The 26,052-nt window shown below is 68.6% G+C and carries 25 protein-coding genes, 1 tRNA gene and 2 pseudogenes; 11 read left to right on the top strand and 17 right to left on the bottom strand.

Translation table 11 applies throughout. The features are described from left to right. Positions 1-69: 69 nt before the first annotated feature. On the top strand, positions 70-669 hold the full coding sequence (locus V3W46_RS19340; protein ID WP_331784776.1) for a TetR/AcrR family transcriptional regulator: 600 nt from the start codon (positions 70-72) through the stop codon (positions 667-669). Positions 670-747: 78 nt separating this feature from the next. Here the strand turns inward: V3W46_RS19340 and V3W46_RS19335 are convergent. Next, a pseudogene (locus V3W46_RS19335) lies at positions 748-1,635 on the bottom strand (DMT family transporter); the annotation flags it as partial. Between the two features lie 39 nt (positions 1,636-1,674). Between V3W46_RS19335 and V3W46_RS19330 the strand changes: the two are divergent. Further along, the gene (locus V3W46_RS19330) at positions 1,675-2,217 is read left to right on the top strand and encodes a MarR family winged helix-turn-helix transcriptional regulator (protein WP_331784775.1); all 543 of its coding nucleotides are present in this window, start codon (positions 1,675-1,677) and stop codon (positions 2,215-2,217) included. A gap of 131 nt (positions 2,218-2,348) precedes the next feature. On the opposite strand, the gene V3W46_RS19325 is transcribed toward V3W46_RS19330, so the two are convergent. Together V3W46_RS19325 and V3W46_RS19320 are read right to left on the bottom strand one after the other, a co-directional pair. Beyond that, the gene (locus V3W46_RS19325) at positions 2,349-3,740 is read right to left on the bottom strand and encodes an MFS transporter (RefSeq protein WP_331784774.1); all 1,392 of its coding nucleotides are present in this window, start codon (positions 3,738-3,740) and stop codon (positions 2,349-2,351) included. A gap of 150 nt (positions 3,741-3,890) precedes the next feature. Then, positions 3,891-5,177 carry a diacylglycerol kinase family protein gene (locus V3W46_RS19320; RefSeq protein WP_331784773.1) on the bottom strand — a complete coding sequence of 429 codons (1,287 nt, stop codon included), beginning with the start codon at positions 5,175-5,177 and terminating at the stop codon, positions 3,891-3,893. Between the two features lie 86 nt (positions 5,178-5,263). Between V3W46_RS19320 and V3W46_RS19315 the strand changes: the two genes are divergently transcribed. From V3W46_RS19315 to V3W46_RS19300, 4 genes are all read left to right on the top strand, one after another. After that, on the top strand, positions 5,264-5,914 hold the full coding sequence (locus V3W46_RS19315; RefSeq protein WP_331784772.1) for an MBL fold metallo-hydrolase: 651 nt from the start codon (positions 5,264-5,266) through the stop codon (positions 5,912-5,914). Then, positions 5,911-6,243, top strand: coding sequence for a hypothetical protein (locus V3W46_RS19310; protein WP_331784771.1), 333 nt, complete (start codon positions 5,911-5,913; stop codon positions 6,241-6,243). The genes V3W46_RS19315 and V3W46_RS19310 overlap by 4 nt, the downstream gene beginning before the upstream one ends. Positions 6,244-6,404: 161 nt before the next feature. Continuing rightward, positions 6,405-7,166, top strand: coding sequence for an META domain-containing protein (locus V3W46_RS19305; protein WP_331784770.1), 762 nt, complete (start codon positions 6,405-6,407; stop codon positions 7,164-7,166). Between the two features lie 142 nt (positions 7,167-7,308). Further along, positions 7,309-7,986, top strand: coding sequence for a lytic transglycosylase domain-containing protein (locus tag V3W46_RS19300; RefSeq protein WP_331784769.1), 678 nt, complete (start codon positions 7,309-7,311; stop codon positions 7,984-7,986). Between the two features lie 118 nt (positions 7,987-8,104). Here V3W46_RS19300 and V3W46_RS19295 read toward each other — a convergent pair whose 3' ends face one another. From V3W46_RS19295 to V3W46_RS19280, 4 genes are all read right to left on the bottom strand, one after another. Further along, positions 8,105-9,133: a methionine synthase gene (locus V3W46_RS19295; protein WP_331784768.1), complete on the bottom strand. Its 1,029-nt coding sequence runs from the start codon at positions 9,131-9,133 to the stop codon at positions 8,105-8,107. Then, complete coding sequence (locus V3W46_RS19290) at positions 9,130-10,206, bottom strand: putative oxygenase MesX (RefSeq protein ID WP_331784767.1); 1,077 nt, start codon at positions 10,204-10,206, stop codon at positions 9,130-9,132. The genes V3W46_RS19295 and V3W46_RS19290 overlap by 4 nt, the downstream gene beginning before the upstream one ends. A 715-nt stretch (positions 10,207-10,921) precedes the next feature. Further along, a tRNA-Gln gene (locus V3W46_RS19285) sits at positions 10,922-10,993 on the bottom strand. 141 nt (positions 10,994-11,134) lie between these two features. Beyond that, the gene (locus V3W46_RS19280; protein ID WP_331784766.1) at positions 11,135-11,557 is read right to left on the bottom strand and encodes a VOC family protein; all 423 of its coding nucleotides are present in this window, start codon (positions 11,555-11,557) and stop codon (positions 11,135-11,137) included. A gap of 198 nt (positions 11,558-11,755) precedes the next feature. Between V3W46_RS19280 and V3W46_RS19275 the strand changes: the two genes are divergently transcribed. Further along, positions 11,756-12,709 carry an NADP-dependent oxidoreductase gene (locus V3W46_RS19275; protein ID WP_331784765.1) on the top strand — a complete coding sequence of 318 codons (954 nt, stop codon included), beginning with the start codon at positions 11,756-11,758 and terminating at the stop codon, positions 12,707-12,709. 24 nt (positions 12,710-12,733) lie between these two features. Here V3W46_RS19275 and V3W46_RS19270 read toward each other — a convergent pair whose 3' ends face one another. The 3 genes from V3W46_RS19270 to V3W46_RS19260 form a co-directional block, all read right to left on the bottom strand. Further along, the gene (locus tag V3W46_RS19270) at positions 12,734-13,804 is read right to left on the bottom strand and encodes an NAD(P)/FAD-dependent oxidoreductase (protein WP_331784822.1); all 1,071 of its coding nucleotides are present in this window, start codon (positions 13,802-13,804) and stop codon (positions 12,734-12,736) included. A 62-nt stretch (positions 13,805-13,866) separates the two neighbouring features. Then, positions 13,867-15,435, bottom strand: a complete 1,569-nt coding sequence (gltX, locus tag V3W46_RS19265) for a glutamate--tRNA ligase (RefSeq protein WP_331784764.1) — start codon at positions 15,433-15,435, stop codon at positions 13,867-13,869. A gap of 93 nt (positions 15,436-15,528) precedes the next feature. Further along, the gene (locus tag V3W46_RS19260) at positions 15,529-16,188 is read right to left on the bottom strand and encodes a TetR/AcrR family transcriptional regulator (RefSeq protein WP_331784763.1); all 660 of its coding nucleotides are present in this window, start codon (positions 16,186-16,188) and stop codon (positions 15,529-15,531) included. A gap of 107 nt (positions 16,189-16,295) precedes the next feature. Between V3W46_RS19260 and V3W46_RS19255 the strand changes: the two genes are divergently transcribed. Continuing rightward, positions 16,296-16,679: a VOC family protein gene (locus tag V3W46_RS19255; protein WP_331784762.1), complete on the top strand. Its 384-nt coding sequence runs from the start codon at positions 16,296-16,298 to the stop codon at positions 16,677-16,679. A 48-nt stretch (positions 16,680-16,727) separates the two neighbouring features. Here V3W46_RS19255 and V3W46_RS19250 read toward each other — a convergent pair. From V3W46_RS19250 to V3W46_RS19235, 4 genes and pseudogenes are all read right to left on the bottom strand, one after another. Continuing rightward, positions 16,728-17,487, bottom strand: a pseudogene (locus V3W46_RS19250) (fumarylacetoacetate hydrolase family protein). 202 nt (positions 17,488-17,689) lie between these two features. Next, the gene (locus V3W46_RS19245) at positions 17,690-18,802 is read right to left on the bottom strand and encodes a branched-chain amino acid aminotransferase (RefSeq protein ID WP_331784761.1); all 1,113 of its coding nucleotides are present in this window, start codon (positions 18,800-18,802) and stop codon (positions 17,690-17,692) included. A gap of 33 nt (positions 18,803-18,835) precedes the next feature. Further along, positions 18,836-19,942, bottom strand: a complete 1,107-nt coding sequence (locus V3W46_RS19240) for a 3-isopropylmalate dehydrogenase (RefSeq protein ID WP_331784760.1) — start codon at positions 19,940-19,942, stop codon at positions 18,836-18,838. 76 nt (positions 19,943-20,018) lie between these two features. Further along, the gene (locus tag V3W46_RS19235; protein WP_331784759.1) at positions 20,019-21,605 is read right to left on the bottom strand and encodes an MFS transporter; all 1,587 of its coding nucleotides are present in this window, start codon (positions 21,603-21,605) and stop codon (positions 20,019-20,021) included. 109 nt (positions 21,606-21,714) lie between these two features. Here V3W46_RS19235 and V3W46_RS19230 point away from each other — a divergent pair, with 109 nt between their 5' ends. Both V3W46_RS19230 and V3W46_RS19225 read left to right on the top strand, forming a co-directional pair. Beyond that, entirely contained in the window at positions 21,715-22,275 is a 561-nt protein-coding gene (locus V3W46_RS19230) for a TetR/AcrR family transcriptional regulator (RefSeq protein WP_331784758.1), read from the top strand. Positions 22,276-22,314: 39 nt separating this feature from the next. Further along, entirely contained in the window at positions 22,315-22,911 is a 597-nt protein-coding gene (locus V3W46_RS19225) for a hypothetical protein (protein WP_331784757.1), read from the top strand. A gap of 115 nt (positions 22,912-23,026) precedes the next feature. On the opposite strand, the gene serA is transcribed toward V3W46_RS19225, so the two are convergent. Next, entirely contained in the window at positions 23,027-24,616 is a 1,590-nt protein-coding gene (gene serA, locus V3W46_RS19220; RefSeq protein WP_331784756.1) for a phosphoglycerate dehydrogenase, read from the bottom strand. An 88-nt stretch (positions 24,617-24,704) separates the two neighbouring features. Here serA and V3W46_RS19215 point away from each other — a divergent pair, with 88 nt between their 5' ends. Continuing rightward, the gene (locus V3W46_RS19215; protein ID WP_331784755.1) at positions 24,705-25,103 is read left to right on the top strand and encodes a DoxX family protein; all 399 of its coding nucleotides are present in this window, start codon (positions 24,705-24,707) and stop codon (positions 25,101-25,103) included. A gap of 78 nt (positions 25,104-25,181) precedes the next feature. Here the strand turns inward: V3W46_RS19215 and V3W46_RS19210 are convergent, their stop codons facing one another. Together V3W46_RS19210 and V3W46_RS19205 are read right to left on the bottom strand one after the other, a co-directional pair. Further along, a complete protein-coding gene (locus V3W46_RS19210) occupies positions 25,182-25,532 on the bottom strand; it encodes a hypothetical protein (RefSeq protein ID WP_331784754.1) in 351 nt (116 codons plus the stop codon). A gap of 5 nt (positions 25,533-25,537) precedes the next feature. After that, positions 25,538-26,052: hypothetical protein (locus V3W46_RS19205; RefSeq protein ID WP_331784753.1), on the bottom strand; the 515-nt coding region annotated here is incomplete at its 5' end.

Below are 26,052 nucleotides of genomic sequence, written 5' to 3'. Positions count from 1 at the left end.
TCAACGATCATCCGGACGAAATATTCCGCTTGTCGCGGCCGTCTTTTCGGGCGAGCCTAGGCTGGGAGGGTGAAGCCATTGCGCAGTGACGCCGCCGAGAACCGGGAGCGCGTGCTCGCTGCCGCGGTGACGGCCATTCTGCGCGAGGGCCAGAAGGTGCCGTTGGCGACGATCGCGGCCGAGGCGAATGTGGGGGTGGGTACGCTCTACCGGCGGTACCCGAACCGTGAGGCGCTGCTGGAGGCGCTGGTTCTGCGGGCGTACGACATCGTTCTGCAGTCGCTCACCGATATCGAGTCGCGGGGCGAGACGGGGCTGCGATCGATCGAACTCTTTCTCGAGCGCACCATCTTCACCCGGTCTGACCTGGTGCTGCCGTTGCACGGAGCGCCGGCGCCGGTCGACCCCGAAGCACTGGATGCCCAGCAGAGCATCGAGGGAATGGTGGGCGGTCTGCTCTCGCGAGGGGTCGCCGACGGTTCAGTCGTGCCCTGGGTGACGCCCCGCGACGTCATCGTGTTCGGAGCAATGATCGCGCAGCCCCTGCCGAACGTCGACGACTGGAGCGAGGTCGCGCGGGCGCAGGTGCGCGTCTTCCTGCGGGGCATCGGGGCGGGTGGTGGCGGGGCGGGCAGTGGCGCTGGCGTTGGCGGTGCGGGCAGTGGCTAGAGCGGGCGTTGCAGCAGGCTCGAAGGTCGGGGCGGCGAGAGGCGTGGGCCGGCGGCGGCGCTGGCCCACGATCACGCCGGCGAGAACGAGCACGGTACCGACGGCCTGGGCCGGGCCGAACGGTTCGGCGGCGAGGAGAGTACCGAGCAGCACGCCGGTGACGGGGTTGAGCAGGCCGACCAGGCCGACGGTGCCCGCGGGCAGGTGCCGCAGCCCGGTGAACCAGGCCACGAAGGCGAGCGCCGTGGCGATGACGGTCACGTAGGCGAAGCCGATCGCCGCGGGTGCATCGATCGGCGGCGGGGGGCCCTCGACCAGCACCGCGAACGGCAGTACGAGCACGGCGCCGGCGATGAGCTGCCACGAGGTGATGGCGAGCGTCTTCTGCCCGACGGCCCACTTCTTGGTGAGAATGAATCCGATCGATGACATGAACATGGCGGCGAGCGACGCGGCGACACCGAGCGGGTCGATCGTCGGTGCTGCGCCGGTGGCGCCCGCCGCCCCACCCACACCGCGGACACCGCCTCCCAGCAGCATCACCGCGACCCCCACGAAGCCGAGCACCGCCCCCACCACCGGCAGCACGGTCGGCCGGTCGCGCAGCAGCGGCCAGGCGAGCAGCATCAGCACGGCCGCCGACGTGGCCATCAGCGTCGACGCCACGCTCGAGGGCAACAGCTGCGACGCGACGTAGACGAGCACGAAGAACGCACCCACGTTGAGCGTGCCGAGCACGAGCGACTTCCACCACCACGACCCCCGCGGCCGCGAACGGGCGAGCGCGAGCAGCAGCAGTCCGGCGGGCAGCGCACGCAGCACGGCACCCCAGAGCGGATGATCGAGCGGCAGAAAGTGGCGGGTGACGAAGTAGTTCGATCCCCACGCGATGGGGGCGATCGCGGTGACGAGCACCCACGTCCACCGGCTGGGCGCGCGCCGGGCATCCGCACGATTAGCTTCCATGGAAGATAGTTTAGCTTCCCGAGAAGCTAAACTGCCAGCATGCCCGAAGACTACGACGCCGGTGCCGCGGATGCCGCGTCGAATGACCGCGTCGGCCGCATCCAGCAGGAGTGGCACCGCGAGCGCCCCGACCTCGACGTCTCACCCCAGGGTGTGATCGGCCGCCTGCACCGCCTCTCGGGCTACCTCACGGCCGAACTCACCCGCGTGTACGCCGAGCACGACCTCGCCGAGGGCGAGTTCGACGTGCTGGCCGCGCTGCGCCGGGCGGGAGCCCCCTTCGAGCGCGCTCCCGGCGAGCTGGCAGAGCACACCATGGTCACCACCGGAGCCATGACGAAGCGCCTCGATCGTCTGACCGCCGCCGGCCTCGTGCTGCGACGCCCGGCGGAGGGTGACGGGCGGCGCCGGGTGGTGGCGCTCACGCCGCGCGGCGTCGCGGTGATCGACGCAGCGTTCGCAGAGCACATGGCGAACGAGAAACGTCTCGTCGAGCAGTTGGCGCCGGATGATCGGGCGGCGCTCGAGCGCATTCTCACCCGCTGGCTGCAGCACCACGAGCCGCCCCTGCCGCCCGCCTGACAGCCTCACGGCTGCCCGAGCAGCGCAGCCCTGCCGCCCGGCTGAGACACTGGCGGCACTGCTCTCAAGCAGCGTCGCCCCTGCCGCCCGGCTGGGACACTCGCGGCACTGCTCCCGAGCAGACGCCTCCCCTACCGTGCGGGCGCGGCAGCCGACGACGGCCCCGCGGCTGGTTCGAGTGAGCGGGCCGCCGCGAGCATCCACGCCCCCGCCACCACGAGAATGCCCGTCATCACGAACAGCACCTCATCGATCGACCCCGCCGTGGGCTGCCCGTCGCCGAGCACCTTCACCGCGCCCGAGGCGATGACGATCGCGACGCCGCCGACCGCCACCAGCGTCATCAGCAGAAAGCTGTTCGCCTCGCCGACACGCGGTTTCGGCACGGCCGACTGAATGCCGATCTGCGTGGCCGAGTACGACATTCCCGTCGAGAGGCCCGCAAAGCCGAGCACCACCACATACACCCACAGGTCTGATGCGAGCGCCAGCGCGAACAGACTGACCGCGCCGACCAGCGTCGAGACGCCGAGCACCACCGGCACCGGAAACCGCGAACACAGCCACCCTGCGGCCGGCCCGGCGAGCGCCACACCGACCGAACCCAGCACGAACGTGAGACCGGCGGTCTGCGGCGACTCACCACGTACCACCTGCAGGTCGAGCGTGGCGAGAAAGATGAACACGTTCAGCCCGATGTTCGCGAACATGCCCACGAGCAGCAGGTACCGGTACGGCCGGATGCCCAGCAGAGAGGGCCGCACGAGCGGTGTCTCGGCGCGGTTCTCGAGCAGGGCGAACACCGTGAGGCAGGCGGCTCCGCCGAGCAGCAGCATGATCGTGAGCGGCGACCCCCACCCCGCCGCCGGCACCGCGTCGATGCCGAGGCTCAGCAGCGACAGGCCCGCGACGATGAAGATGAGGCCACGAACATCCATCGAGCGAACGCTTCTGGCGACGCTGGTGTCGCGCGAGTCGCTCACGCCGAATGTGCCGGCAAGGGCGATGAGGGCGAGGGGCACGTTGATGAAGAACACCCACTGCCAGCCGACGGTGGAGGCGAAGACCCCACCGACGACGGGGCCGAGGGCGGTGCCCACGCCGGCGATGCCGAGCAGGAATCCGATGGTCGTGGGGCGCGTCTTGTCATCGGTGGCGGCCGCGACGAGCGCGAAGACGTTCGGCATGACGAGGGCGGCGCCCGCACCCTGCGCCACGCGAAACCCGATGATCACGGCGGGGTCGGTGGCGGCGCCGCAGATGAGCGAGGCGAGGGCGAACACGGCGAGGCCGATGATGACGGTGGGGCGTCGCCCGATGATGTCGCCGAGCCGCCCCGCCGGAACCATCAGGGCGCCGAAGCTCAACAGATACCCGCTGACCAGCCACTGCAGGCTCGTGACGCTGACGCCGAGCCCGGCGGCGATGGTGGGCAGGGCCAGGGTGAGCGAGAAGAAGTCGAGCTGCACGCAGAGCAGCGCGAACCCGAGCGGGGCGAACCGCAGCAGGGTGCGGATGCTCATGCCGCTTCTCCCCCGTTCCCACGACGGCCTGCCCGCCTCCCGCGCTCGCTCTCAGTTTCGCGGATCATCTCCGCAGCTGCAATCGAGTTGCGCGTTCGGAACAGTGTTGGGTCGGCAGACCCACTCAAACCCGCGAATGGATTGCCGGTTTCAGGCCAGCACGCGGAGGGCGGCCGGTGCGACGGTGACGGTGACCGGCAGGGGGCCGACCCGCTCGCCGTCGGCGTAGGCGATGATACCGGGCGCATCCACTTCGACCGTGTGCACACGGATGAGCTCGACGATCGGCAGGCCCGCGTGGGTGCCTTTGAAGACGCGCGGAAACAGCCGCAGAAAAGTCAGCCGCGACACCGGCGCCACGACGAACAGGTCGAGGGCGCCGTCGTCGAGCAGGGCGCCGGGGGCGATGAGCATGCCGCCGCCGATCGAGCGGTTGTTCGCCACGGCGAGCAGCACCGACGCGACCTCGCGCCGCACCCCGTCGACGACGAGCGTGTAGGTGCGCGCCCGCAGCCTCAGCAGCTCGAGCAGCAGGGCGATCGTGTAGCGGCTGGCTCCGCGCGGGCGGCGCATGTGGTTCGCCCGCTCGTTGACGAGCGCGTCGAAGCCGGCCGAGAGCGCCGAGGCGAACCAGGCGTCGCCGCCGGCATGGCTGAGGCGCCCGAGGTCGATGGTGCGAACGGGGCTCGGGGCTTCGACTCCGGCCGCGGCTTCGGGGGCGGCTTCGTGGGCGGCTCCGGCTCCGGTGTCGGTTCCGGGGTCGGCTGCGGGCTCGGCTCCGGCTCCGAGGGCGGCTCCGAGCTCGGCCCCGTCCGTTGCCGCGGCCGCAGCGAGCGCGGCGAGCGCCGCCCGCAGGTGGGCGAGAGCCGCATCGAACTCGAGCGGAATGCCGAGCCCCAGCGCCGCGTCGTTACCGGTTCCGGTAGGCACGATGCCGAGCGGAGTCGCCGTCTCGGCCAGCAGGTTCACCCCGAGGCTCACCATTCCGTCGCCGCCGACCACGATGAACGCGTGCGGATGCTCGGCGAGCGCCACCCGAGCCTCGGCCTTCAGCGTGTCGAAGTCGGGTGCCAGCAGCTGCTCGACCGCATACCCGTCGAGTCGCAGCGCATCGACCACCCGCGCACCCATCCCCGAGGTGTGGCCGAACGATGCGGCGGGGTTGATCGCCACGACGAGCCGCAGGCGGCCGTCACCGTCTCCCCCTCCGACGCCGCCATCACCGGCGCTGCCACCAGCGGCGCGCCCGTCACCGCCACCCGCGGCGCGCCCGTCGCTGCTGCCGCCCCCGGCGCGCCCGCCGCCACCCGCGCGCCCGACTCCGTCGCCGCCACCCGCGCGCCCGCCACCGCCACCGGCGACGCCACCCGCGGGCGCAGCACTCGGGGCGTGCTCGGCGGCTCGCTCGGGCGCATCGTCGGGCTCGGTTGCAGGCACCCCCTGATTATGACGCACCCCCGGTGCCGCCGGGCCCGCACGGCGGCCGAGTTGCAGCGGCGGGCGCGCGGGTATTAGCTGAGGGCATGAGACTCACGAAGCTGGAACACGCCGCCCTCATCCTCGAGACCTCGGGCAAGACGCTGGTCGTCGACCCCGGATCGTTCACCACCCCGATCACCGGCGCCATCGGCGACCCGGCGAGCGTCGTCGCCGTCGTCGTCACGCACGAGCACGCCGACCACTGGACCCCCGAGCAGCTCACGCGCCTGCTCGACGCCGCCCCAGGCATCCCGATCTTCGCGCCCGAGGGAGTGGCCCAGGCCGCCGGCGACTTCGACATCACGGTGGTGCACGAGGGCGACGAGATCACGGTCGAGCCCTTCACCCTGCGGTTCTTCGGCGAGAAGCACGCGGTCATCCACTCCAGCATCCCGGTCGTCGACAACGTGGGCGTGCTCATCAACGACGTTCTCTACTACCCGGGCGACTCGTTCACCGTGCCTGAAGGCGTCGACGTCGATGTTCTCGCCGTGCCGGTCGGTGCGCCGTGGCTGAAGATCGGCGAGGCCCTCGACTTCGTGCTCGAGGTGAAGCCGAAGCGCAGCTTCGCGACGCACGAGATGGTGCTGTCTGACGCCGGCAAGAACATGGGCGGCGACCGCATCAAGTGGGCGACCGAGCAGAACGGCGGCGAGTTCTTCGCGCTGACGCCGGGCGATTCGCTCGATCTGTGAGCGAGGCCGCCGCGAGCATCGCGGTGTTCGTGCTCTGCCTGGTCATTCTGGTTCCGCTGGCGATGCTGGGCTACCGGCAGAGCAGGCGGGCGGCGGCGGTCAGCGATTCCGACGTGGGGGCCAACTTCCTCTCCGGGGTCGCGTTCGTGTTCGCCTTCCTGGCGTCGCCGCTCGGCATTCTGCTCGCCCACCTGTCGCTGCGGCAGATCACGCTGAGCGGCGCGTCGGGCTGGCGGCTCTCGACCGCCGCCCTCTGGATCGCATACGGCCTGACGGTCGTGCAGCTCGCGGCGCTACTGTGGGGCTCGCTCACCGGCTACTTCAGCTGAGGTCGCCCAACGGGCATCCCGCCCCTGTGCGAAGCGCATCGCGCAGCAGGCGCTCAGAGACCTCCGCGCGCACCCGCAAAGTCGCGACAAGTCAACCCGAGCGTTCTCGCAGCCGGGCATCGGTACCCTAGAGACGTAACGGTCTGGATTTGGAGAGTTCTGTGTCGACGCTGCGAGTACTCGCCCTGGCCGTGCTGGGTGCGCTCGCCCTGACGGTGACGGCCTGTTCCGCGCCGGCCGCACCGACTCCGGATGCCCCGCAGTTCACCCCCGCATCGACCTCGACGCTCGCCGGCAGGTGGATCGTCAGCGACACGTACAACTCCCCCGACCAGCCGTTCCTCGACTTCGAGCACGACGGCACCTGGACGGGATCTGACGGCTGCAACAACGCCGCCGGCACCTGGTCGATGGACTCCTCCGGCGCCCTCACCACAACCTCCGGCCCTCAGACACGCATCTACTGCGACGGCGCCCAGCTGCCCCTGAACCTCATCGACGCGGCCTCGGCGCGGTACGACGGCACAAACCTCACGCTCGTCGGCCACGACGGCAAGGAGATCGTCACCGTACACCACCCCACCTCGACCGAGACGCCCGTGCCGCAGGGCACCCAGGTGGTCACGGGCCTCTGGACAGGGGTCGAGAACGGCCGGCAGCGCCTGCTGCAGCTGCAGATGAACGAAGACGGCACCGTGAAGGGCAACGACGGCTGCAACGACTTCACGAGCACCTGGCGGTTCGCCGAAGACGGCTCGGTCTTGTTCTCGAAGCTGGCGATCACGAGCCGCACGTGCGACGGGGTCGTGACGTGGCTGAGCGGTGCGGCATCCGCGGTTCTCGACGGGCCGACCATGGTGATCCGCTCGCAGTACGGCGGGCAGCTGGGCATTCTGACCTACCACGGGCCGGCCGCTTCGTAGCCCGGGATACCCGATCGGCTCTCGATTTCTCAGGTTCGTGATGCATAATAGATGGTCACGTTTGTGTAACGGAGCGAGCCGCAGTGACGAGGCCGGGGCCCGCAGAAGTAGCACGTGAGACCAACGAGAAACGGATGACCGGATGGATTTGCTGAACGGAACTGTACGCCGACGCGTGGTTCAGGCCGCAGCCGTCGTCGCAGCCTTCGGGCTCGCCGGAACACTCGCACTGCCCATCGCGAATGCGGCCAGCGAGACGAGCGCAGCTCCCGTTCAGAACCCCATGGCCGCCGGGCAAGACTACGAGACGTTCGGCACCGGCGCGATTCTCGCCCAGCGCGACAGCTACACCGCCACCGACCCTGCCGTTCTCGCCGCGAAGAAGGCCGCCGAGCAGGCCGCCGCGGCCGCCGCCGCTGCTGCTGCGGCGGCCGCCAAGACCGCCGCGCAGTCGTCGTCGTCATCGTCGTCTTCGTCATCATCGGGCTACAGCGTGCCGGCCGCCGCGACACCGAACCCCGGCTCGGCGCAGGCGATCGCGCAGCAGATGCTCTCTGACCGCGGAATGGGCTCCGACCAGTTCTCGTGCCTCGTCTCGCTGTGGAACCGCGAGTCAGGATGGCGGGTGAACGCCTACAACGCGTCGTCGGGTGCCCAGGGCATCCCGCAGGCCCTGCCCGGCAACAAGATGGCCGCCTTCGGCTCGGACTGGGAGACCAACCCGGCCACCCAGATCGCCTGGGGCCTCAGCTACATCACGGGCCGCTACGGTACCCCGTGCGGCGCCTGGGCGCACAGCGAGTCGAGCGGCTGGTACTGACGACCGCTCGCAAGCAGGAGCGAGACCGTGGTGCCTCGGCGAGGGCCGCGACGCGAGCTGCATGCCGCGAGTTGCGAGCTGAGTTGCGTGCTGCGAGCTGCGAGCTGCGAGCTGAGTTCTAGGCCGAGAGTTCTCGCCGCACGATGTCTGCCCCGGCTCCCAATGCGGTGAGCTTGGCGCGGGCGACGCCCCGGGGCAGGGGTGCCATTCCGCAGTTGGTGGAGGGGTACAGCTTGTCGGCGTCGACGAACTGCAACGATCTGCGCAGGGTATCGGCGACCTGGTCAGCTGTCTCGACGGTGGTGGTTGCGACGTCGATCGCCCCGACCATCACCTTCTTGCCGCGGATGAGTTCGATCAGATCCATCGGTACGTGCGAGTTCTGGCATTCGAGCGAGATGATGTCGATGCCTGAGGCCTGGAGTTTCGGGAAGGTCTTCTCGTACTGGCGCCACTCCGCTCCGAGGGTCTGCTTCCAGTCGGTGTTGGCTTTGATGCCGTAGCCGTAGCAGATGTGCACGGCGGTCTCGCAGGTGAGCCCCTCGACAGCCCTCTCCAGGGCGGCGACACCCCAGTCGTTGGCTTCGTCGAAGAAGACGTTGAACGCGGGTTCGTCGAACTGGATGATGTCGACGCCGACAGCCTGCAACTCCCTGGCCTCCTGGTTGAGGATGGCGGCGAACTCCCATGCCAGCTTCTCGCGGCTGCGGTAGTGAGCGTCGTAGAGGGTGTCGATCATGGTCATCGGGCCGGGCAGGGCCCACTTGATGGGCTGGTCGGTGTGTTCTCGAAGAAACCGCGCATCGTCGACGAAGACCGCTCTTTCGCGGGTCACCTCACCGACCACCGTCGGCACGGAGGCGTCGTAGCGGTCGCGGATTCTGACGGTCTCCCGTTTCTCGAAATCCACTCCGCCCAGGTGCTCGATGAACGTGGTGACGAAATGCTGTCGGGTCTGCTCGCCGTCGCTGACGATGTCGATGCCGGCCTGCTGCTGATCTGCCAGCGACAGGCGCAGTGCATCGTGCTTACCCTCCGCCAACTGCTCGTCGTTCAGCCGCCAGGGCGACCAAAGAGTCTCGGGCTGCGCGAGCCACGAGGGCTTGGGCAGGCTGCCGGCGGTCGAGGTGGGTAACAGCGTGTTCACGATCGGTCTCCCTGCTGGACTCGGTGGTGTTCGTCGTGGTGCCGTTGGTCGTGGTGCTTTGCGTCGTGGTGCTGTTCGTCGTGGTTCTGCGCAGAGTACTGGGCAGACCACCGTCTCAGGGTGCTTCGGTGCGGGGCGATGAAGTGTTCTTCGGCGAACCTGCCCTGTTCGGTGGCCAGCCGGTTGCGCTCCTCCCGGTCATAGACGATCCCCGTCGTCGCGAAGTCGGGATTCGTGAGGCTCGGCTGGTACGACTCTCCCGCCGGGGTGTCGGCGTTGTAGATCTCGGGGCGGTAGATCTTCTGGAAGGTCTCCATCGTGCTGATCGTCGCGATCAGCTCGAGGTCGGTGTAGTCGCCCGCCAGATCACCGACGAAGTAGAACGCGAGAGGTGCGGCGCCGTTCGGGGGCATGAAGAATCGAACCTGCATCCCCATCTTGGCGAAGTAGTCGTCTGTCGGCGAGAACTCGTTCTGTCGATACTCGACGCCCAGGATGGGGTGCGTATTCTCCGTGCGGTAGTACGTCTTGCTGCTGGAGACGCTCAGACAGATGACGGGCGGCTTGGCGAAGCGCTGCACGTAGGCATCGGAGCGCACGAAGCTCTTGAACAGGTTTCCGTGCAGTTCCCCGAAGTCGTCGGGCAGCCCAGAGGCGAATCGGGTGCGGTACTCGGGCAACACAACGCTGAAGTCGTAGTCGCGCACATACGAGGAGAAGTTGTTCCCCACGATCCCCTCGATGCGCTCACCGCTCCGTCGGTCGACGATGGTCGTCTGCAGCACCTCGATCAGCGGCATGGCGTCGCAACTGCCTTCGCCCTCCACGGCGACGACGTCGTCGATACCGACGCTCACCGAGATGATGTCGAGGTCGACAGAGTACCGATCGCCCTGTTCGCTGTTCCACGAGACGAGTTCGTTGAATCGATTGTCGATCATCCGCAGCGCATTCCGCAGGTTCTGTTGCCGGTTCTCGCCCCGAGCGAGGTTGGCGAAGTTCGTCGTCATGCGCGAATCATTGTGAGGGCGATAACTCTCGTCGAAACGGGTGGTCTCGAGAGAGAACGCCAAGGTACACGGGGCGGTTGGAGACACGACGGGCCGATCTGTTCGGGCGAGCCGGAGCGGCCCGCTGAAGTGCTGTTCAGGGAGCCGCAGCGCGTGCCCAGGAGTGTTCACCCGGGCGCAAGGCTTCGCGTCGTGCTGCGATTACCCCGACTGTAGCCGTCTTCGAGGCGAGGTCGCCAGGGCACCGTAACATTGCGACCCACGACGGATGACTGATGTGCTCTGGGGTGCAGCGGGTCGCGCAGCTACATGTATCGCCTGCCGCTGTCTACGACAACCGGAAAGCAAACCGGTCGTCGGCCGGCTGCGACACCAGTGCGAGCCGGAGGTACGGGCCGGTGTCTGGCGGGCACAGCGCAAGACCCTGATCACGAGCAGCAGCGAAGACTTCCGGCATGTCGCCCCGGTGTTCAGCCCGAGCTCACCCACCCCGCGCGCGATGATGCAGATCTCCTCGCTGTCTCGCCGATCGAACGCCGCGTGGTCGAGCAGCGTCTCGGCATGTGCGTTGAGCCGGATGTGCCGTGAGCGCAGTTTCGTTCGGAGGTCGGCGCGGGTCGAATGCCCGACGTGAAGACGCAGCTCGCTCGTTTCGTGCCCCTCTCAGTGCCGCACAGATGCGCATCCACGACTCGGAGTCGACGGAGGTTGAGCGAGTCGCGTCTGGAACGACCGATTTACGAAACAAAAAAGCCCCGGAGGCCCGGGGCTTTGTGTGCTGGGGTACCTGGACTCGAACCAAGAACAAAAGAATCAGAATCTTCCGTGTTGCCAATTACACCATACCCCAATGGCCAGAACCGAAGCCCGGGCCAGCTAGTTACTTTAGCCTACGATGGCGCCGTACCCAAACCGAGGTGCACTCACCCGAGCGCATCCGTCTGCCCGACCGCGACAGCGGGGTCAGGGGCGCGACGGACCTCGGCTCCCGTCAGGCCGCCGGCTGCCCCGACACGTTCACGAGCCAGGCGATTCCGAACGAGTCGACGCACATGCCGAAGCTGTCGCCCCACGGCGCCGTGTTCAGCGGAACCGTGACCGTGCCGTCGCCCGACAGTCTGGCGTAGTAGCCGGCGAGCTCGTCGTAGTCGTCTTTCGGGCCGCTCAGCGACACCGAGATGTTGTTGCCCGGGTTGTACTCCATGCTGTTCGGGGTGTCGGCCGCCATGATGGTGAATCCGCTCGGCGTGGTGAGCTGCGAATGCATCACCTTGTCGGTCTCTGCGGGGTCTTCGCTCACACCGAACTCGCCGAACGTGCTGCGGGTGATCTCGCCGCCGAACACGGTCTGGTAGTAGTCGAGCGCCTGGCGGGCGGTGTCGCGAAAGTTGAGGTAGGGGTTGAGAATGGCCACGGGATACTCCTTCAGCGGCCTCGGGCTGCGACGCCGGGGCGCGGTGGTGACCATTATGTCGCGGTATCCGATTGTTAGGGAATGGCAACGACGCGGCCTGCGTTCTCCTTCAGCGGTGGGCGCGCCCACCCCATGATGCGATGTCGCGCCGTCGCAATCCCAGGAGATCCACGTCGATCTTTTGACACAAGGAGAATCATGAGCACTTCAGAGACGGCACGCGCCGTTCGATTCGACCGCTACGGTTCGGCCGACGAGCTGTACGTCACGAGCATCCCGATGCCTGAGCCCGGCGAGGGTGAGGTCGTCGTCGCGGTGAAGGCGGCGGGCATCAACCCGGGTGAGGCCGCCATCAGGCGCGGCGACCTCGACGCCCGCTTTCCGGCCACGTTCCCGTCGGGCGAAGGCAGCGACCTGGCCGGCGTCGTGACCGCCGTCGGGGCAGGCGTGACCGATTTCGCCGTGGGCGACGAGGTGCTCGGCTTCGCCTGGAACCGGGCGAGCCACGCGACGCACGTCGCCGTTCCGGTGACCCAGCTCATCGCCAAGCCCGCCGAGCTCTCGTGGGAGGTCGCCGGCGCGCTCTACGTCGTGGCCTGCACGGCCTACGCCGCGGTGCGGGCGGCCGCGGTGGCGCCCGGCGAGACCGTCGCCGTCTCTGCAGCCGCCGGCGGGGTCGGAACCCTCGTCGTGCAGCTGCTGGCCCTGCGCGGCGTGCGGATGCTCGGCATCGCCTCCCCCGCCAACGACGCCTGGCTCACCGAGCACGGCGCGGTACCGGTGCCGTACGGCGACGACCCGGCCGATCTCGGTGACCTCCAGGATCGCCTGAGGGCGGCGGCGCCCGAGGGCATCGACGCGTTCATCGACCTGTTCGGGCCGCAGTACGTGCAGCTCGCGGTCGACCTGGGCATTCCGCGCGACCGCATCGAGACCATCGCGGCGTTCGAGAAGGCGCGGGAGCTCGGCACCAAGGCCGAGGGCAGCACCGACGCCTCCACGCGCGAGGTGCTGGCCGAGATGGCGGGCCTCGTGGCGGGCGGGTCGATCAGCATCCCGATCGTGGCCGCCTATCCGCTCGACGAGGTCGCCGACGCGTTCCGCCGGCTCGAGCAGCGGCACACGCGCGGCAAGATCGTGCTCATCCCCTGAGCCGGGTCGACGCCCCCGTGGCCGCTAGAGGATGCCGATGAGGTGCCGGTTGATGGCCGACGCCACGCGGGCGCCGTTTCCGGCCGCCACGATGAGCTGCTGCGCGCCGGGGGGCGTCGAGTCGCCCGCCGCGAACACGCCCTCGCACGAGGTGCGGCCGTGCCCGTCGACCACGAGCAGGTTGTCGGGGTCGGTCTGCAGGCCGAGCATGGCCTTGTAGTCGAGCGCCGTCGTCCACACCGGGCGCACGAAGCCGCCGCTGCGCAGGATGACCGTTCCGTCGTCGAGCGACACCCCGGTCATGCCCTCCCGGTCGCCCTCGATGTCGGCGATCCGGCGCCGTTCGACGCCGATGCCGCGGGCGTCGAGGGCCGCCTCGTCGGCGTCTGACAGCGGGGCGACGCCGTTCGTGAACACGATCAGGTCGTTCGACCACTGCGAGATCAGCAGCGCACGTTCGGCGAGGTCGTCGGTCTCGCCGATGAGGGCCAGTGGGGCATCCGACTTCTCGTAGCCGTCGCATTCGGTGCAGCTGTGCAGGCTGGTGCCGTAGTAGGCACGGATGCTCGGCAGTGCTGGCAGCGTCTCGTGCAGCCCGGTGGCGATCAGCACGGTGCGGGCCGTGGCGACCCGGTCGCCTGAACCCCGGATGCCCTTCGACCGCACCACGAACAGCGACTCGGCGTGCGGGGCGGTCTGCCCGGCGTGGCCCGGTCGGCCTTCGTGCGCCGAGTGCCGGGCGTGACCCGCGCCGCCGTCGCTCGCGTCGCCGACGCTCGCGTCGTCGTCGCCGGCACCGCCCTCCCTACTCGGCCCCGCCGTACGGCCGACGGGCGGCACCCCGACGTGGTCGATCGACGACACGAGCGCCTGGTGGAAGCTGGCCTCGGGGTAGGCCTCGAACTCCTCGCGGCCGAGCTTGCGCAGCTCGAGCGGAGCGACCCCGTCGCGCGTCAGAAAGCCGTGCGACACCAGCGTGGCCGAGTGCCGCGGACGATTGCTGTCGAGCATCAGCACGCGCCGCCGCGCCCGCACGAGGTTCAGCCCGGCGCTGAGGCCCGCTGGCCCCGCGCCGATGATGACGACGTCGAACACCTCGTTCGGGTCGGCCGCCGGGGCCGGGTCGGCCTCCGGCCTTCGAATGACGACAGCCACGGCTATGACGCCGAGCCGGCGGGCGGCGTCGCGTGCGCGGCCGCCGTACCGACCTCGCTGTGCCACACGGCGAGGCGATCGAGCCGGGCGAGCGTCTCGGCCTTGCCGAGGATCTGCATCGACTCGAACAGCGGCGGCGAGATCTTGCGGCCCGAGAGGGCGACGCGCAAGGGCCCGTAGGCGTTGCGCGGCTTCAGCGCGAGCCCGTCGATCAGCGCGATGGCGAGGTCGTCTTTGATGCGGTCGTGGTTCCACTCGCTGAGCTCGATCAGCTCGAGCGCGCCCACCGCGGCGGCGAGGATCTCGCCCGTGCTGCCGGTGAGGGTGGCCAGGGCATCCGCTTCGTAGTCGAAGCCGTCGGTCGAGGCGAACAGCGGCCCGAGCAGCGCGGGCACTTCGCCGAGCAGCGCCACGCGCTCCTGCACGAGAGGTGCGGATGCCGCGAGCAGGGCCTGCTGGGCATCCGTCAGCGGTTCGGTCACGACGCCCGCGGCAACCAGGTACGGCACCGTGCGCGCAGCGAAATCGGCCGGCTCGAGCAGACGAATGTGGTCGCCGTTGATCGACTCGGCCTTCTTCTGGTCGAAGCGCGCCGGGTTGGGGTTCACGTTCACCACGTCGAAGGCGGCCACCATCTCGTCGATCGAGAACACGTCGCGATCGTGGGTGAGCGACCAGCCGAGCAGGGCGAGGTAGTTGACGAGCCCCTCGGGAATGAATCCGCGGTCGCGGTGCAGAAAGAGGTTCGCCTGCGGGTCGCGCTTGCTCAGCTTCTTGTTGCCCTCGCCCATGACGTAGGGCAGGTGCCCGAAGCGCGGGATGAACGTGGTCACGCCGATCTCGACGAGTGCGCTGTACAGCGCGATCTGCCGCGGGGTCGAGCTGAGCAGGTCTTCGCCGCGCAGTACGTGGGTGATGCCCATCAGCGCGTCGTCGACGGGGTTCACGAATGTGTAGAGGGGAATGCCGTTCGGGCGCACCACGACGAAGTCGACGAACGACCCGGCCGGGAAGGTGATCTCGCCGCGCACCAGGTCGTCGAAGCTGAGGTCGGCGTCGGGCACTCGCAGGCGCAGGGCCGGGCTGCGGCCCTCGGCGCGGAACGCCGCGCGCTGCTCGTCGGTGAGGTCGCGATCGAAGTTGTCGTAGCCGAGCTGCTTGGCACGGCCGTTGGCCTCGTTGCGGGCATCGATCTCGTCGGCGGTCGAATAGCTCTCGTAGAGGTGCCCGGATGCCTTCAGCTTCTCGATGAGGTCGAGGTAGATGGGCATGCGCTCTGACTGCCGGTAGGGGCCGTTCGGGCCGCCGACGTTCACGCCCTCGTCCCAGTCGATGCGCAGCCAGGTGAGCGCGTCGATCAGCTGCTCGTAGCTCTCCTCCGAGTCGCGGTTGGCGTCGGTGTCTTCGATGCGGAAGACCATCTTTCCGCCGGTGTGCCTCGCGTACGCCCAGTTGAAGAGAGCTGTGCGAATCAGCCCGACGTGCGGGGTGCCCGTGGGCGACGGGCAGAATCTGACGCGAACGTCGGCGCCGGTGGCCGTGGAGAAGGGAGGGAGTTCTGAGGTTGACATACTGTGGCTGATTCTACCGGTCAGGGATGGGCGGCCGGGGGCGGGATGCTCAGGGCCCGTCGGCCGGCAGACGGGGCAGCGGGGGCGGGATGCTCAGAGCCCTCGTTCGACCATGTCGAGAACGCGCGTGGTGACGGCGTCGACGGTGGCCGCGTCGAGCCCGCGTAACGGGCCGTCGATCACGAGCATCCCGAGGCCGTGCACGGCCGACCAGGCGAAGAGTTCGGCGTTCGCCCGGCGCTCCGGCGGAAGGATGCCTGCGGCGGCATATGCGTCGACCGCCGCCGAGAGGATCATAAAGGGGCTGCGGCCGGCGGCTCCGGCCTTGGCGGGGGCGGCGCTGTTCGCGAGGTGGTCGGGCACCGAGAAGGCGGCACGGAACAGGCCGGGTTCGTCGCGGGCGAAACCGAGGTAGCCGGTTCCGACCCCGCGCAGCATGCGGCGGGCGAAGTCGGGCGTGACAGGGTCAGCGTGAGACCCCGCGAGGGCCGACGCCACCTCGGCCTCCATACGGTCGGCGGCGAGACCCTGGGCAGCGTCAGAGACGGCCCGCAGCAGGGCCCCCCGGTCGGCGAAATGACGGTAGGCCGCATTGGGGGTGACCCCCGCCTGGCGGGTGGCCTCGCGCAACACGACCGCATCGGGCCCGCCGGCGCGCGCCATCTCGACGCCGGCCAGCAGCAGGGCGCCGCGCAGATCGCCGTGACGGTACGTGGTGCGCTGCAGGGGCGGGTGCGCCGGCTCGGCCGTCACTGCGCTCTCCCCTCGTCGCCACCGCTTCGCGGCCTAGACAAGACGGCCGCCGCGTGTGATTGTAGACATTGTACACATTTTGGAGCATCCACCGTCAGGAGACCGGTATGTTCACCAGCACCAAAGCCTTCAGCGGCTTCTCGGTCGACGACATCGCCGCAGCCAAGACCTTCTACGGCGAGACCCTCGGCCTCGCCGTCACCGAGAACGACATGGGCTTCATCGAGCTGCACCTCGACAGCGGGGCGACCGTTCTCGCCTACACCAAGCCGAACCACGAGCCCGCCTCGTTCACGATCATGAACTTTCCGGTCGACGATGTCGAGGCCGCCGTCGACGACCTGAACGCACGCGGTGTCGTTACCACGATCTACAACGACGACGGCTCGCTGCCTGTCGACAGCAAGGGAATCATGCGCGGCAACGGCCCCGACATCGCCTGGTTTCTCGACCCGGCAGGCAACGTGCTGTCGGTGCTGCAGGGCGACTGAGCCGCGGAGGGGCGACCGAGCCGCGGCCGGGCGACCGAGTCGGATGCCCTACCGGGCCGTGTTCGTGAGCGTACCGATGCCGGCCACCGTGATCTCCACCGTGTCGCCCGCCACCAGCGGCCCCACGCCCGACGGCGTACCAGTGAGGATGATGTCACCCGGCAGCAGCGTGAACACCCGCGACACGAAGGCCACGATCTCGGGCACGGCGAAGATCATGTCGGCGGTCGTGCCCAGCTGCTTCAGGTTGCCGTTCACGCGGGCCTCGACCCGGGCACCCGCCCAGTCGAACTCGGTCTCGATCACGGGGCCGATGGGGCAGAACGTGTCGTACGACTTGGCGCGCATCCACTGCCCGTCGAGCTTCTGGATGTCGCGCGCGGTCACGTCGTTCGCCACCGTGTAGCCGAACGCCACATCGGCGTAGTCTTCGGGCCGCACGTTCTTGGCGATGCTGCCGATCACGATCGCCAGCTCAGCCTCGTGCTCGACCTGGTGGCTGTCGGGCGGCAGCACGATGGCGTCGCCCGGACCGGTCACCGAGGTGTTCGGCTTCAGGAAGATGATGGGATGATCGGGAAGCGCCAGCCCCATCTCTGTGGCGTGCTGGCCGTAGTTCAGCCCGACCCCCCACGACCTTCGACCTCGGGATGACCGGAGCCAGCAGCTTCGCGCCCGACACCGGCACGCGCTCTTCGGTGGTCTCGAACCCGTTGAACATCGGGTCGCCGACGAGCACGACCAGGTCGTCGCCGTCGACAATGCCGTACCGCGGGTCGTCGCCCGTGCTGAATCGCGCAATTTTCACCCGCTCAGCCTACTCAACCTCCGCCGGTTGAGTAGCGCGCAGCGCGTATCGAAACCGCCCTCCGCACTGGGGAGGTCGTCGCGTGAGGGTTTCGATACGCCCCGCTCCGCGCGGCTACTCAACCAGCGCCGTCCTGATCGCGTATCGAAAGCGCTCCGCGCGGCTACTCAACCAGCGCCATCTGGAGCGCGTAGCGAAACCGTCAGGCCAGGCGGGTGAGCCAGCCGTGCTTGTCGGGCAGGCGGCCGTACTGGATGTCAGTGAGCTCCTGGCGCAGCGACATGGTCAGCTCGCCCGCGGGGGCGTTCAGTTCGCCGAGCGTGAAGTCGTCGGAGCGCAGCTGGGCGACCGGGGCGATGACCGCCGCCGTGCCGCACGCGAACACCTCGACGATGTCGCCCGACTCGGAGCCGGCCTTCCACTCGTCGATGGTGACCCTGCGAAGCTCGACGTTGTGGCCGCGGTCGCGCGCGAGCTGCATGATGCTGTCGCGGGTGATGCCCGACAGGATGCTGCTGCTCTCGGGGGTGACCAGGGTGCCGTCTTTGTAGACGAGAAACAGGTTCATGCCGCCGAGCTCTTCGAGGTACTTTCCCTCCTGCGAGTCGAGGAAGAGCACCTGGGCGCAGCCCTTCTCATAGGCGAGCTCCTGCGGCAGCAGCGATGAAGCGTAGTTGCCGCCGGTCTTCGCCGCCCCCATGCCGCCGCGGCCCGCGCGGTTGTACTCGGTCGAGAGCCAGATGTTCACCGGCGAGACTCCCCCGGCGAAGTAGGTGCCCGCCGGGGAGGCGATCACGTAGTAGCCGACCTTCTGCGCCGCGCGCACACCGAGAAAGCTCTCGGTGGCCATCATGAACGGCCGGATGTACAGGCTGGTCTCCGGCGCGTCGGGAACCCAGGCGCCGTCGACCGCGACCAGCTGGCGCAGCGACTCGACGAAGTCTTCGGTCGAGAGTTCGGGCAGCGCGAGCCGCACGGCCGAGCGTTGCAGGCGCTGGGCGTTCATCTCTGGCCGGAAGGTGTAGATCGACCCGTCGGCGTGCCGGTAGGCCTTCAGGCCCTCGAAGATCTCCTGCGCGTAGTGGAACACCGAGGCCGCGGGGTCGAGCGAGATCTTGCCGTAGGGCAGAACCTCGGCGTCGTGCCAGCCCTCGGCGAGGGTCCATTCGATCTGCACCATGTGGTCGGTGAAGTGCTTGCCGAAACCGGGGTCGCTGAGGATGGCCTCGCGTTCGGCGTCGGCACGGGCATCCGTCGACGGGGTGAGCGAGAAGGCGAGCGGAAACTGGGTGGGGGTCGGGGCGGTGGTTGTCATCGGAAATCCTCTGGGATGAGAAAAGAGTGAATGCTACGAGGCACTGACCGGGGTCTTCAGCGAGGCTGCGATCGCGTCGCCCACCTCGCTGGTTGTGCGGGGGGCCGACTCGGGGGTGCGTACGGCGAGGTCGGCGGTGACGGCCTCGCGGATGCGCGTGGCGGCGTCTGGCAGACCCTGCTGGTCGAGCAGCAGAGCCACCGACAGAATCGCGGCCGTGGGGTCGGCGATCTGCTTGCCGGCGATGTCGGGGGCCGACCCGTGCACGGGTTCGAACATGCTGGGGAAGAGGCCCGTCGGGTTGATGTTGCCCGAGGCAGCCAGGCCGATACCGCCGCTGATTGCGCCGGCCAGATCGGTCAGGATGTCGCCGAAGAGGTTGTCTGTGACGATTGTCTCGAATCTAGCAGGATTCGTGACGAAGAAGATGGTCGCGGCGTCGACGTGCAGGTAGTCGACGGTCACGCCGGGAAACTCGGCGGCGACGGCGTTGACTGTGCGCTGCCAGAGCGATCCGGCGAAGACGAGCACGTTCGTCTTGTGCACGAGGGTGAGCTTCTTGCGCGGGCGGCTCGCGGCGAGTTCGAACGCGAAGCGCACGACGCGCTCGACGCCGAACGCCGTGTTCACCGACACCTCATTGGCGATCTCGTGCGGCGTGCCGACACGCAGCGCCCCGCCGTTGCCGACGTAGGGGCCCTCGGTGCCCTCGCGCACGACGACGAAGTCGACGTCACCCGGTTCGCTGAGCGGGCTGGTGACCCCCGGGAAGATGGTGGTCGGCCGCAGATTGACATAGTGGTCGAGAGCGAAACGCAGCTTCAGCAGCAGGCCGCGTTCGATGTTCGCGTCTTTCAGGCGCGGGTCGCCGGGCACACCGCCGACCGCCCCGAGCAGAATCGCGTCGTGCGAGGCGATCGCGGCCAGGTCGTCGTCGGTCAGCACGTCGCCAGTTGCGAGAAAGCGGTCGGCGCCGAGCTTGAACTCGGTCTTCTCGAACACGACCTCGTCGGCTGCGCCCCCGGAGTCGGCGACGGCGGTCGGTGCCACCGCCGCGTCGAGCACCTTCACGGCCTCGGCGATGACCTCGGGGCCGATTCCGTCTCCGGGAATGACGGCAAGGCGAACGACACGAGACATGGATGCTCCAACACTTCTTCGAATGGGTACCTCTAGGGTACAGCCCGCTCGAAGACTGGCCGGTCGGCCGAGCCGGTCAGGCCCGGGCGCGGCGCAGGGTGATGAGCGCGACGGTGGTGGCCGCGACCATCAGCAGGGCACCGATCAGCGAGGTGGTGAACACCCCGCTGTCGAACGCCGCGCGTGACGAGTGCAGCAGCGTCTGGCCGAGGCTCCACGGAATCTCGTTCGCGACGCCGACCGCCCCGCCGAGCGTCTCAGACGCCGAGGTCGCCTGCCCCTCGGTGAGGCCGTACGGCAGCACCACGCTCGACCGATAGAAGGCGGTCAGGATGCTGCCGAGCACCGCCGTGCCGAGCACCGCTCCGAGCTCGTACGCGGTCTCTGACACGGCCGACGCCGCACCCGCCTTGTGCTCCGGCACGGCCGAGATGATCAGGTCGTTCGAGATCGTCTCGGCGGCGCCGATGCCGAGGGCGAGCACCGCGAACGCCAGGGCGAGGGTCAGCGCGGTGGCGTTCGCCCCGGTCAGCATGATGATCACGTAGGCGGTCGCCGAGAGCACGAGTCCGCCGGCGACGACGAAACTGGGCCTCACCAGCCGAACGAGCGGAACGACGGCGAGACCGGCCACGACCATGACGACCAGGCCCGGCACCAGGGCGAGGGCGGCATCCATCGGTCGCAGGCCGAGCACCAGCTGCAGGTGCTGCGAGACGTAGAACAAGAAACCGACCAGCGCGACGACGCTCAGCAGGTTGACGATGACGGCACCGCTGAACGCGCCGACCCGAAAGAGCCGCATGTCGAGCATCGGATTCTCGCGCCCGAGCTGGCGCCTCACGAAGGCGGCGCCGGCCACGATGCCCAGCGCGAACAGGCCGACGGATGCCCAGCTGACCCCCTCGGTGGCGATCTGCTTGATGGCGAAGACCACGGGAACGAGCATCACCATCGAGAGCGCGATGCTGACGAAGTCGAGCGTGCCCGGATTGGGGTCTTTCGACTCCGCGATGAGCAGCGGCGCCAGAATGACCAGCGGAATCAGCACGGGCACGGCGATGAGAAAGACCGAGCCCCACCAGAAGTGCTCGAGCAGCACGCCGCCCACGATCGGGCCGAGCGCGGCGCCCGCCGCGAAACCTGCGGCCCAGATAGCGATGGCGAGACGACGCTGCTGGCGGTCGGCGAAGATGCTGCGCAGCAGGCTCAGCGTGGACGGCATGAGCATGGCACCGAAGAACGCGAGCGCGCCGCGGGTGGCGATGAGCAGCTCGGCGGTCGGCGCGAACGCGGCGACGATCGAAAGAGCGCCGAAGCCGACGGCGCCGATCAGCAGCAGTTTGCGGCGGCCGATGCGGTCGCCGACATTGCCCATGGCCACGAGCAGGCCGGCGAGCACCAGCGGGTAGGTGTCGATCATCCAGAGCTGTGCCGCGGCGCTCGGATGCAGCGACTCGGAGATCACGGGCAACGCGAAGCTGAGCACGGTGTTGTCGACCGAGATGAGCAGCACAGGCAGCATGAGCACGGCGAGCGCGAACCAGCCGCGGGCGCCGACGCGCAGCGATCGGATGGGGTGTGCGTCGGAGGAGGGGGTCTGCGGGCGGATGAGCGGGGCGTGCACCTGCGCGATGGGGCGGGTGGCGGTGGAGCTGGACATGATGCGATTCCTGTGCTGAAGGGGTGAAACTCGAGTATACCGTCTAGTCGGTACAGTGGACAACGCGGGTCGTAGCCGGACTATTCCCACGGCTCGGTAGCATGGGTGCATGCCCCAAGCGCCGACTGCTCGCGATCGCGTTCTCGACGCATTCGAGAACATCCTCATCTCGCAGGGTGAGCGCTCGGCCACGCTCGACGCGGTCGCAGCCGAGGCTGGAGTGAGCAAGGGCGGGCTGCTCTACCACTTCGGCTCGAAGGAAGCCCTGGTCGACGGGTTGGTCGAGCGGCTCAGCGACCTCGTTGCCGAAGACGTCGTGAACATCAGAACCGCTCCGCGGGGTGTCGTCGACTACTTCGTGCGCAGCTCGGTCAACACCGAGAGTGAACTCGACCGGGCCATCATCGCGGCGACCCGGCTCGCCCAGGGGTCGCAGCCGAAGGCGCAGGAAGCCCTGAAGTCGATGCAGCGGGCCTGGTTCGACGTGCTCGCCGAGGCCGTCGGCGATGAGGCGGTGGCTCGCACGATCATGTTGATCAGCGACGGTCTCTACTACAACTCGGCGCTGCTGCCGACGGCCCTCACCGAGACGTCGAACCGCGCCACGCAGAACATGGACGAGCTCGTCGGCATCGTGCAAGAACTGGTGCGCACGACAAAGACGCCCTGAATTGGTATCGTCGTGTCTAATTCGACCGGGGGGCCTGCAGTGAGAACACCAGAAGAGTCAGACACGCCATCGGGTGCAGTCTCGCGGCGCAGCGTGGTGACGGCTGCCGCATGGTCGGTTCCGGTCGTCGCGCTGGCGGTGGCGGCGCCTGCGGCGGCGGCCAGCGACGGCGACATCACCATCAGCTTCGTCGTCGCGGGTCTGATACTGCGGCACTCCGACACCCTCAGCGTGCTGCTGGCCATCACGAACAACGGCGCCGACGACGTGACCGACGACGCGCAGATCATGCTGACGGGCATTCCGGGCGCCGAGGTCGACCTGGACTTCGATCCCGACGCTGACACTGTTCCCGGCGACTCGAATCAGACGGTGATGAACTCGTCGTTCGTGCTGGCCGCCCCGAACGATGTCAGCGACCCCAACGCGACCTACACGCTCACGGGAAACCTCACCGTTCCGGCGCGGTCGACGTTGTACATCTTCTTCACCCTGACGTGGCATGCAGACAACCACCACGACGCGGCGTTCGTCATCGCGGGAACGTTCACGTTTGGAGACGCGACTCCGCCCGAGAGCGACATCACCATCGAACGCGTCGACGACACCCCGCCACCGCCAGACCCCACGCCGTAGCGCCTGGCTCGGTCAGGGGCGCCTGGCTCGGTGGCGCCTGGCTCGGTCAGGGGCGCCCGACACGGGCACGGGCATCCGACTCACGCGGTGGCGCTACGTCACGGCAACGCGCGGGCTACTCGGTGATGTCGATCTCGGTCAGCACGTCGGCTTCGATCGCGACGCGAACGCGCTCGAGCAGCTCGTCGGGCGCCGGTGAGTCGATGGTGAGAACGCTCAGTGCCTTGCCGCCGGCGTTCGTGCGGGCGATCTGCATGCCGGCGATGTTGATCGACGCATCGCCGAACTCCCTGCCGTAGATCGCCACGATGCCGGGGCGGTCGTCGTAGACCATCACCAGCAGGTGCTCGGCGAGCGACACTTCGACGTCGTAACCGTTGATCTCGACGATCTTCTCGATCTGCTTCGTGCCCATCAGGGTGCCGGACACCGAGACCTGCGAGCCGTCGCTCAGGGCGCCGGTGAGGGTGAGCACGTTGCGGTACTCGGGCGACTCGGGGTCGGTCAGCAGACGCACGGTCACCCCGCGCTGGTCGGCGAGCAGCGGAGCGTTGACATACGACACCGACTCGCTCACGACGTTCGTGAAGATGCCCTTCAGTGCCGCCAGCTTCAGCACGCTGACGTCGAACTCTGCGATCTCGCCGCGCACCACCACATCGACGCTGGTCAGCGGGCTCTGGGCCAGGCCTGCGAACACCTGGCCGAGCTTCTCGATGAGCGGGATGCCGGGGCGCACCGACTCGTCGATCACACCGCCGGCCACGTTGACCGCGTCGGGAACGAGCTCGCCCGAGAGCGCGAGTCGCACCGAGCGGGCGACCGAGACGCCGGCCTTCTCCTGCGCCTCGTCGGTGGATGCCCCGAGGTGCGGGGTGACGATGACGTTGTCGAGCGCCAGCAGGTCGGTGTTCGTCGGCGGCTCGCTCACGAACACGTCGAGCCCCGCTCCGGCGATGATGTTCGTGGTGAGCGCACGGTAGAGCGCCTCTTCGTCGATCAGGCCACCGCGGGCGACGTTCACGATGAACGCCGTCGGCTTCATGAGGGCCAGCTGGGCATCCGAGATCATGCCCGTGGTCTCGGGCGTCTTCGGCATGTGGATGGTCACGAAGTCAGACTGAGCGAGCAGCTCGTCGAGGGTCAGCAGCGTGACCCCGAGCTGCTGGGCGCGGGTCGAGGTCACGTAGGGGTCGTACGCCACGACCTTCACGCCGAACGCCTGCAGCCGGGCCGTGATGAGTGCCCCGATGCGGCCGAGGCCGATGATGCCGAGGGTCTTCTCGTAGAGTTCGACGCCGGTGTACTTCGACCGCTTCCACTGCCCCTGGGCCAGCGCGGCGTGCGCGGCGGGAATATGACGGGCGAGGCTCAGGATGTGGCCGACGGTCAGCTCGGCGGCCGAGATGATGTTCGAGGTGGGGGCGTTGACCACCATGACGCCGGCCTGGGTGGCCGCCTTGATGTCGACGTTGTCGAGGCCGACACCGGCGCGGGCGATGACCTTCAGCTTCGGGGCGGCCGCGATGGCCTCTTCATCGACCTTGGTGGCCGAGCGCACCAGAATCGCGTCTGCCGTGGCGAGGGCCGCGAGTAGCGCGGGCCGGTCGGTTCCGTCGACGTTCACCACATCGAAGTCGGGGCCGAGCGCGTCGACGGTAGCGGGCGAAAGTTCTTCTGCGATCAGTACGACCGGTTTCGACACGAAAGATCAATTCCTTAGCGGCTCGGGCGTCGGCGGCGGGCTCGCGCGCGACGTGGCCCCTCAACTTTAGTGCCTGCAGAATGGGAGCATGGAACCGCAGACCTTTGACGTCATCCAGCTCGTGATCGCGGTCGTTCTGGGCGCGGTGTTCGTGCTGATGGGCATCAACCACTTCGTACCGGCGTCGCGGCGAACAATGGCGGCGATGATTCCGCCCGCGATGCGCTTCGGCGGGGCGCTCTCGCCCGTGAACCTCGTGCTCTTCACGGGTGTGTGCGAGATCGCGGGCGGCGTGGGCCTGTTCATTCCGGTTCTGCGGCCCATCGCTGCGGTGACGCTGGCCGTGTTCCTCGTGGCGGTGTTTCCGGCGAACGCCTACGCCGCGGCGCACAGAGACCGGTTCGGGATGCTCGCGATACCGCTCGTGCCCCGCGCGATCGGGCAGATCGTGCTGATCGCCCTGCTGCTCGTGGTGGCGTTCGGCTGACCGCCCGGCTGCTCGTGGTGGCGTTCGGCTGACCGGCCCGGCTGCTCGTGGTGGTGTTCGGCTGACCGCCCGCAGCGGCTAGAGCACCTGCTGGAACAGGTTCTGCAGGTCGAGGGTCAGCACGGCCACCGCCGCGAGCCCGGCGATGAAGACGAGCGCCGCCTTGAGCGTGCTTGTACGCCGCGTGCCCCACAGGATGATCACGAAGACCAGCACCGGAACGACCACCAGCCCGACCAACGCCGCGACCGCCGCGGCCGAGAGTTCGGCGTCGACGAGGGCGAACGACTGAAGCAGGCCGATGAGGTTCGACAGCCCCTCGAAGGCGACGAAGGCGTAGAGCAGGGCGAAGATCAGCGCCGCCACCCAGCCGGCCGTGCCTCGACGGGGTCTGGATGCGCGCGGCGACCCGAGATCTGTTGCGGTCATGCGCGCTACCTCCCGCTCACGAAGGGCCAGGGAATCAGAACGACCACTCCGACCAGCAGCCAGGCGATGCGCACGCTGACGCGGCGCCGATAGGCGACGAAGAGGGTGACCGCGAACCACAGCACGGGGGCGGCGATGGCCAGCACGGTGAGCACGATCTGTACGATGCCGGCAAGGCTCGTGCTGTCGGGCACCGAGCGGAGCAGAGACACGAACCAGCCGATCGTGTAGAGGAAGAACACCCCGCCGATGAGCCCGAACAGAATGAGCGCCGGCGAGCTGAGCTGCTGCTCGGCCGCCTCGGCCGCGGCGAGCTCGTCATCAGCCGACACATCGTCGGCGGTGGCGCGGGCGGCGGCGGCGGTGGCGCGGGCGGCGGCGGCGACGCTCGGTGGTACGGCTGCGGCGGCGCGCGGGGTGGTCTGGGCTGCTGCCGTGTCGGGCGTCGGCGCGGCGACCGAGGAGCGCGAGGTGTCGAGCGCGTCATGGTCGAGATCATCGTCGTCGAGATCGTCGTCGT

It is taken from the genome of Subtercola sp. YIM 133946 (assembly GCF_036553535.1).
GTDB lineage: Bacteria > Actinomycetota > Actinomycetes > Actinomycetales > Microbacteriaceae > Subtercola.
Note: the sequence above shows the minus strand (reverse complement) of the source record. Positions and strands in the feature narration are given on the sequence as shown.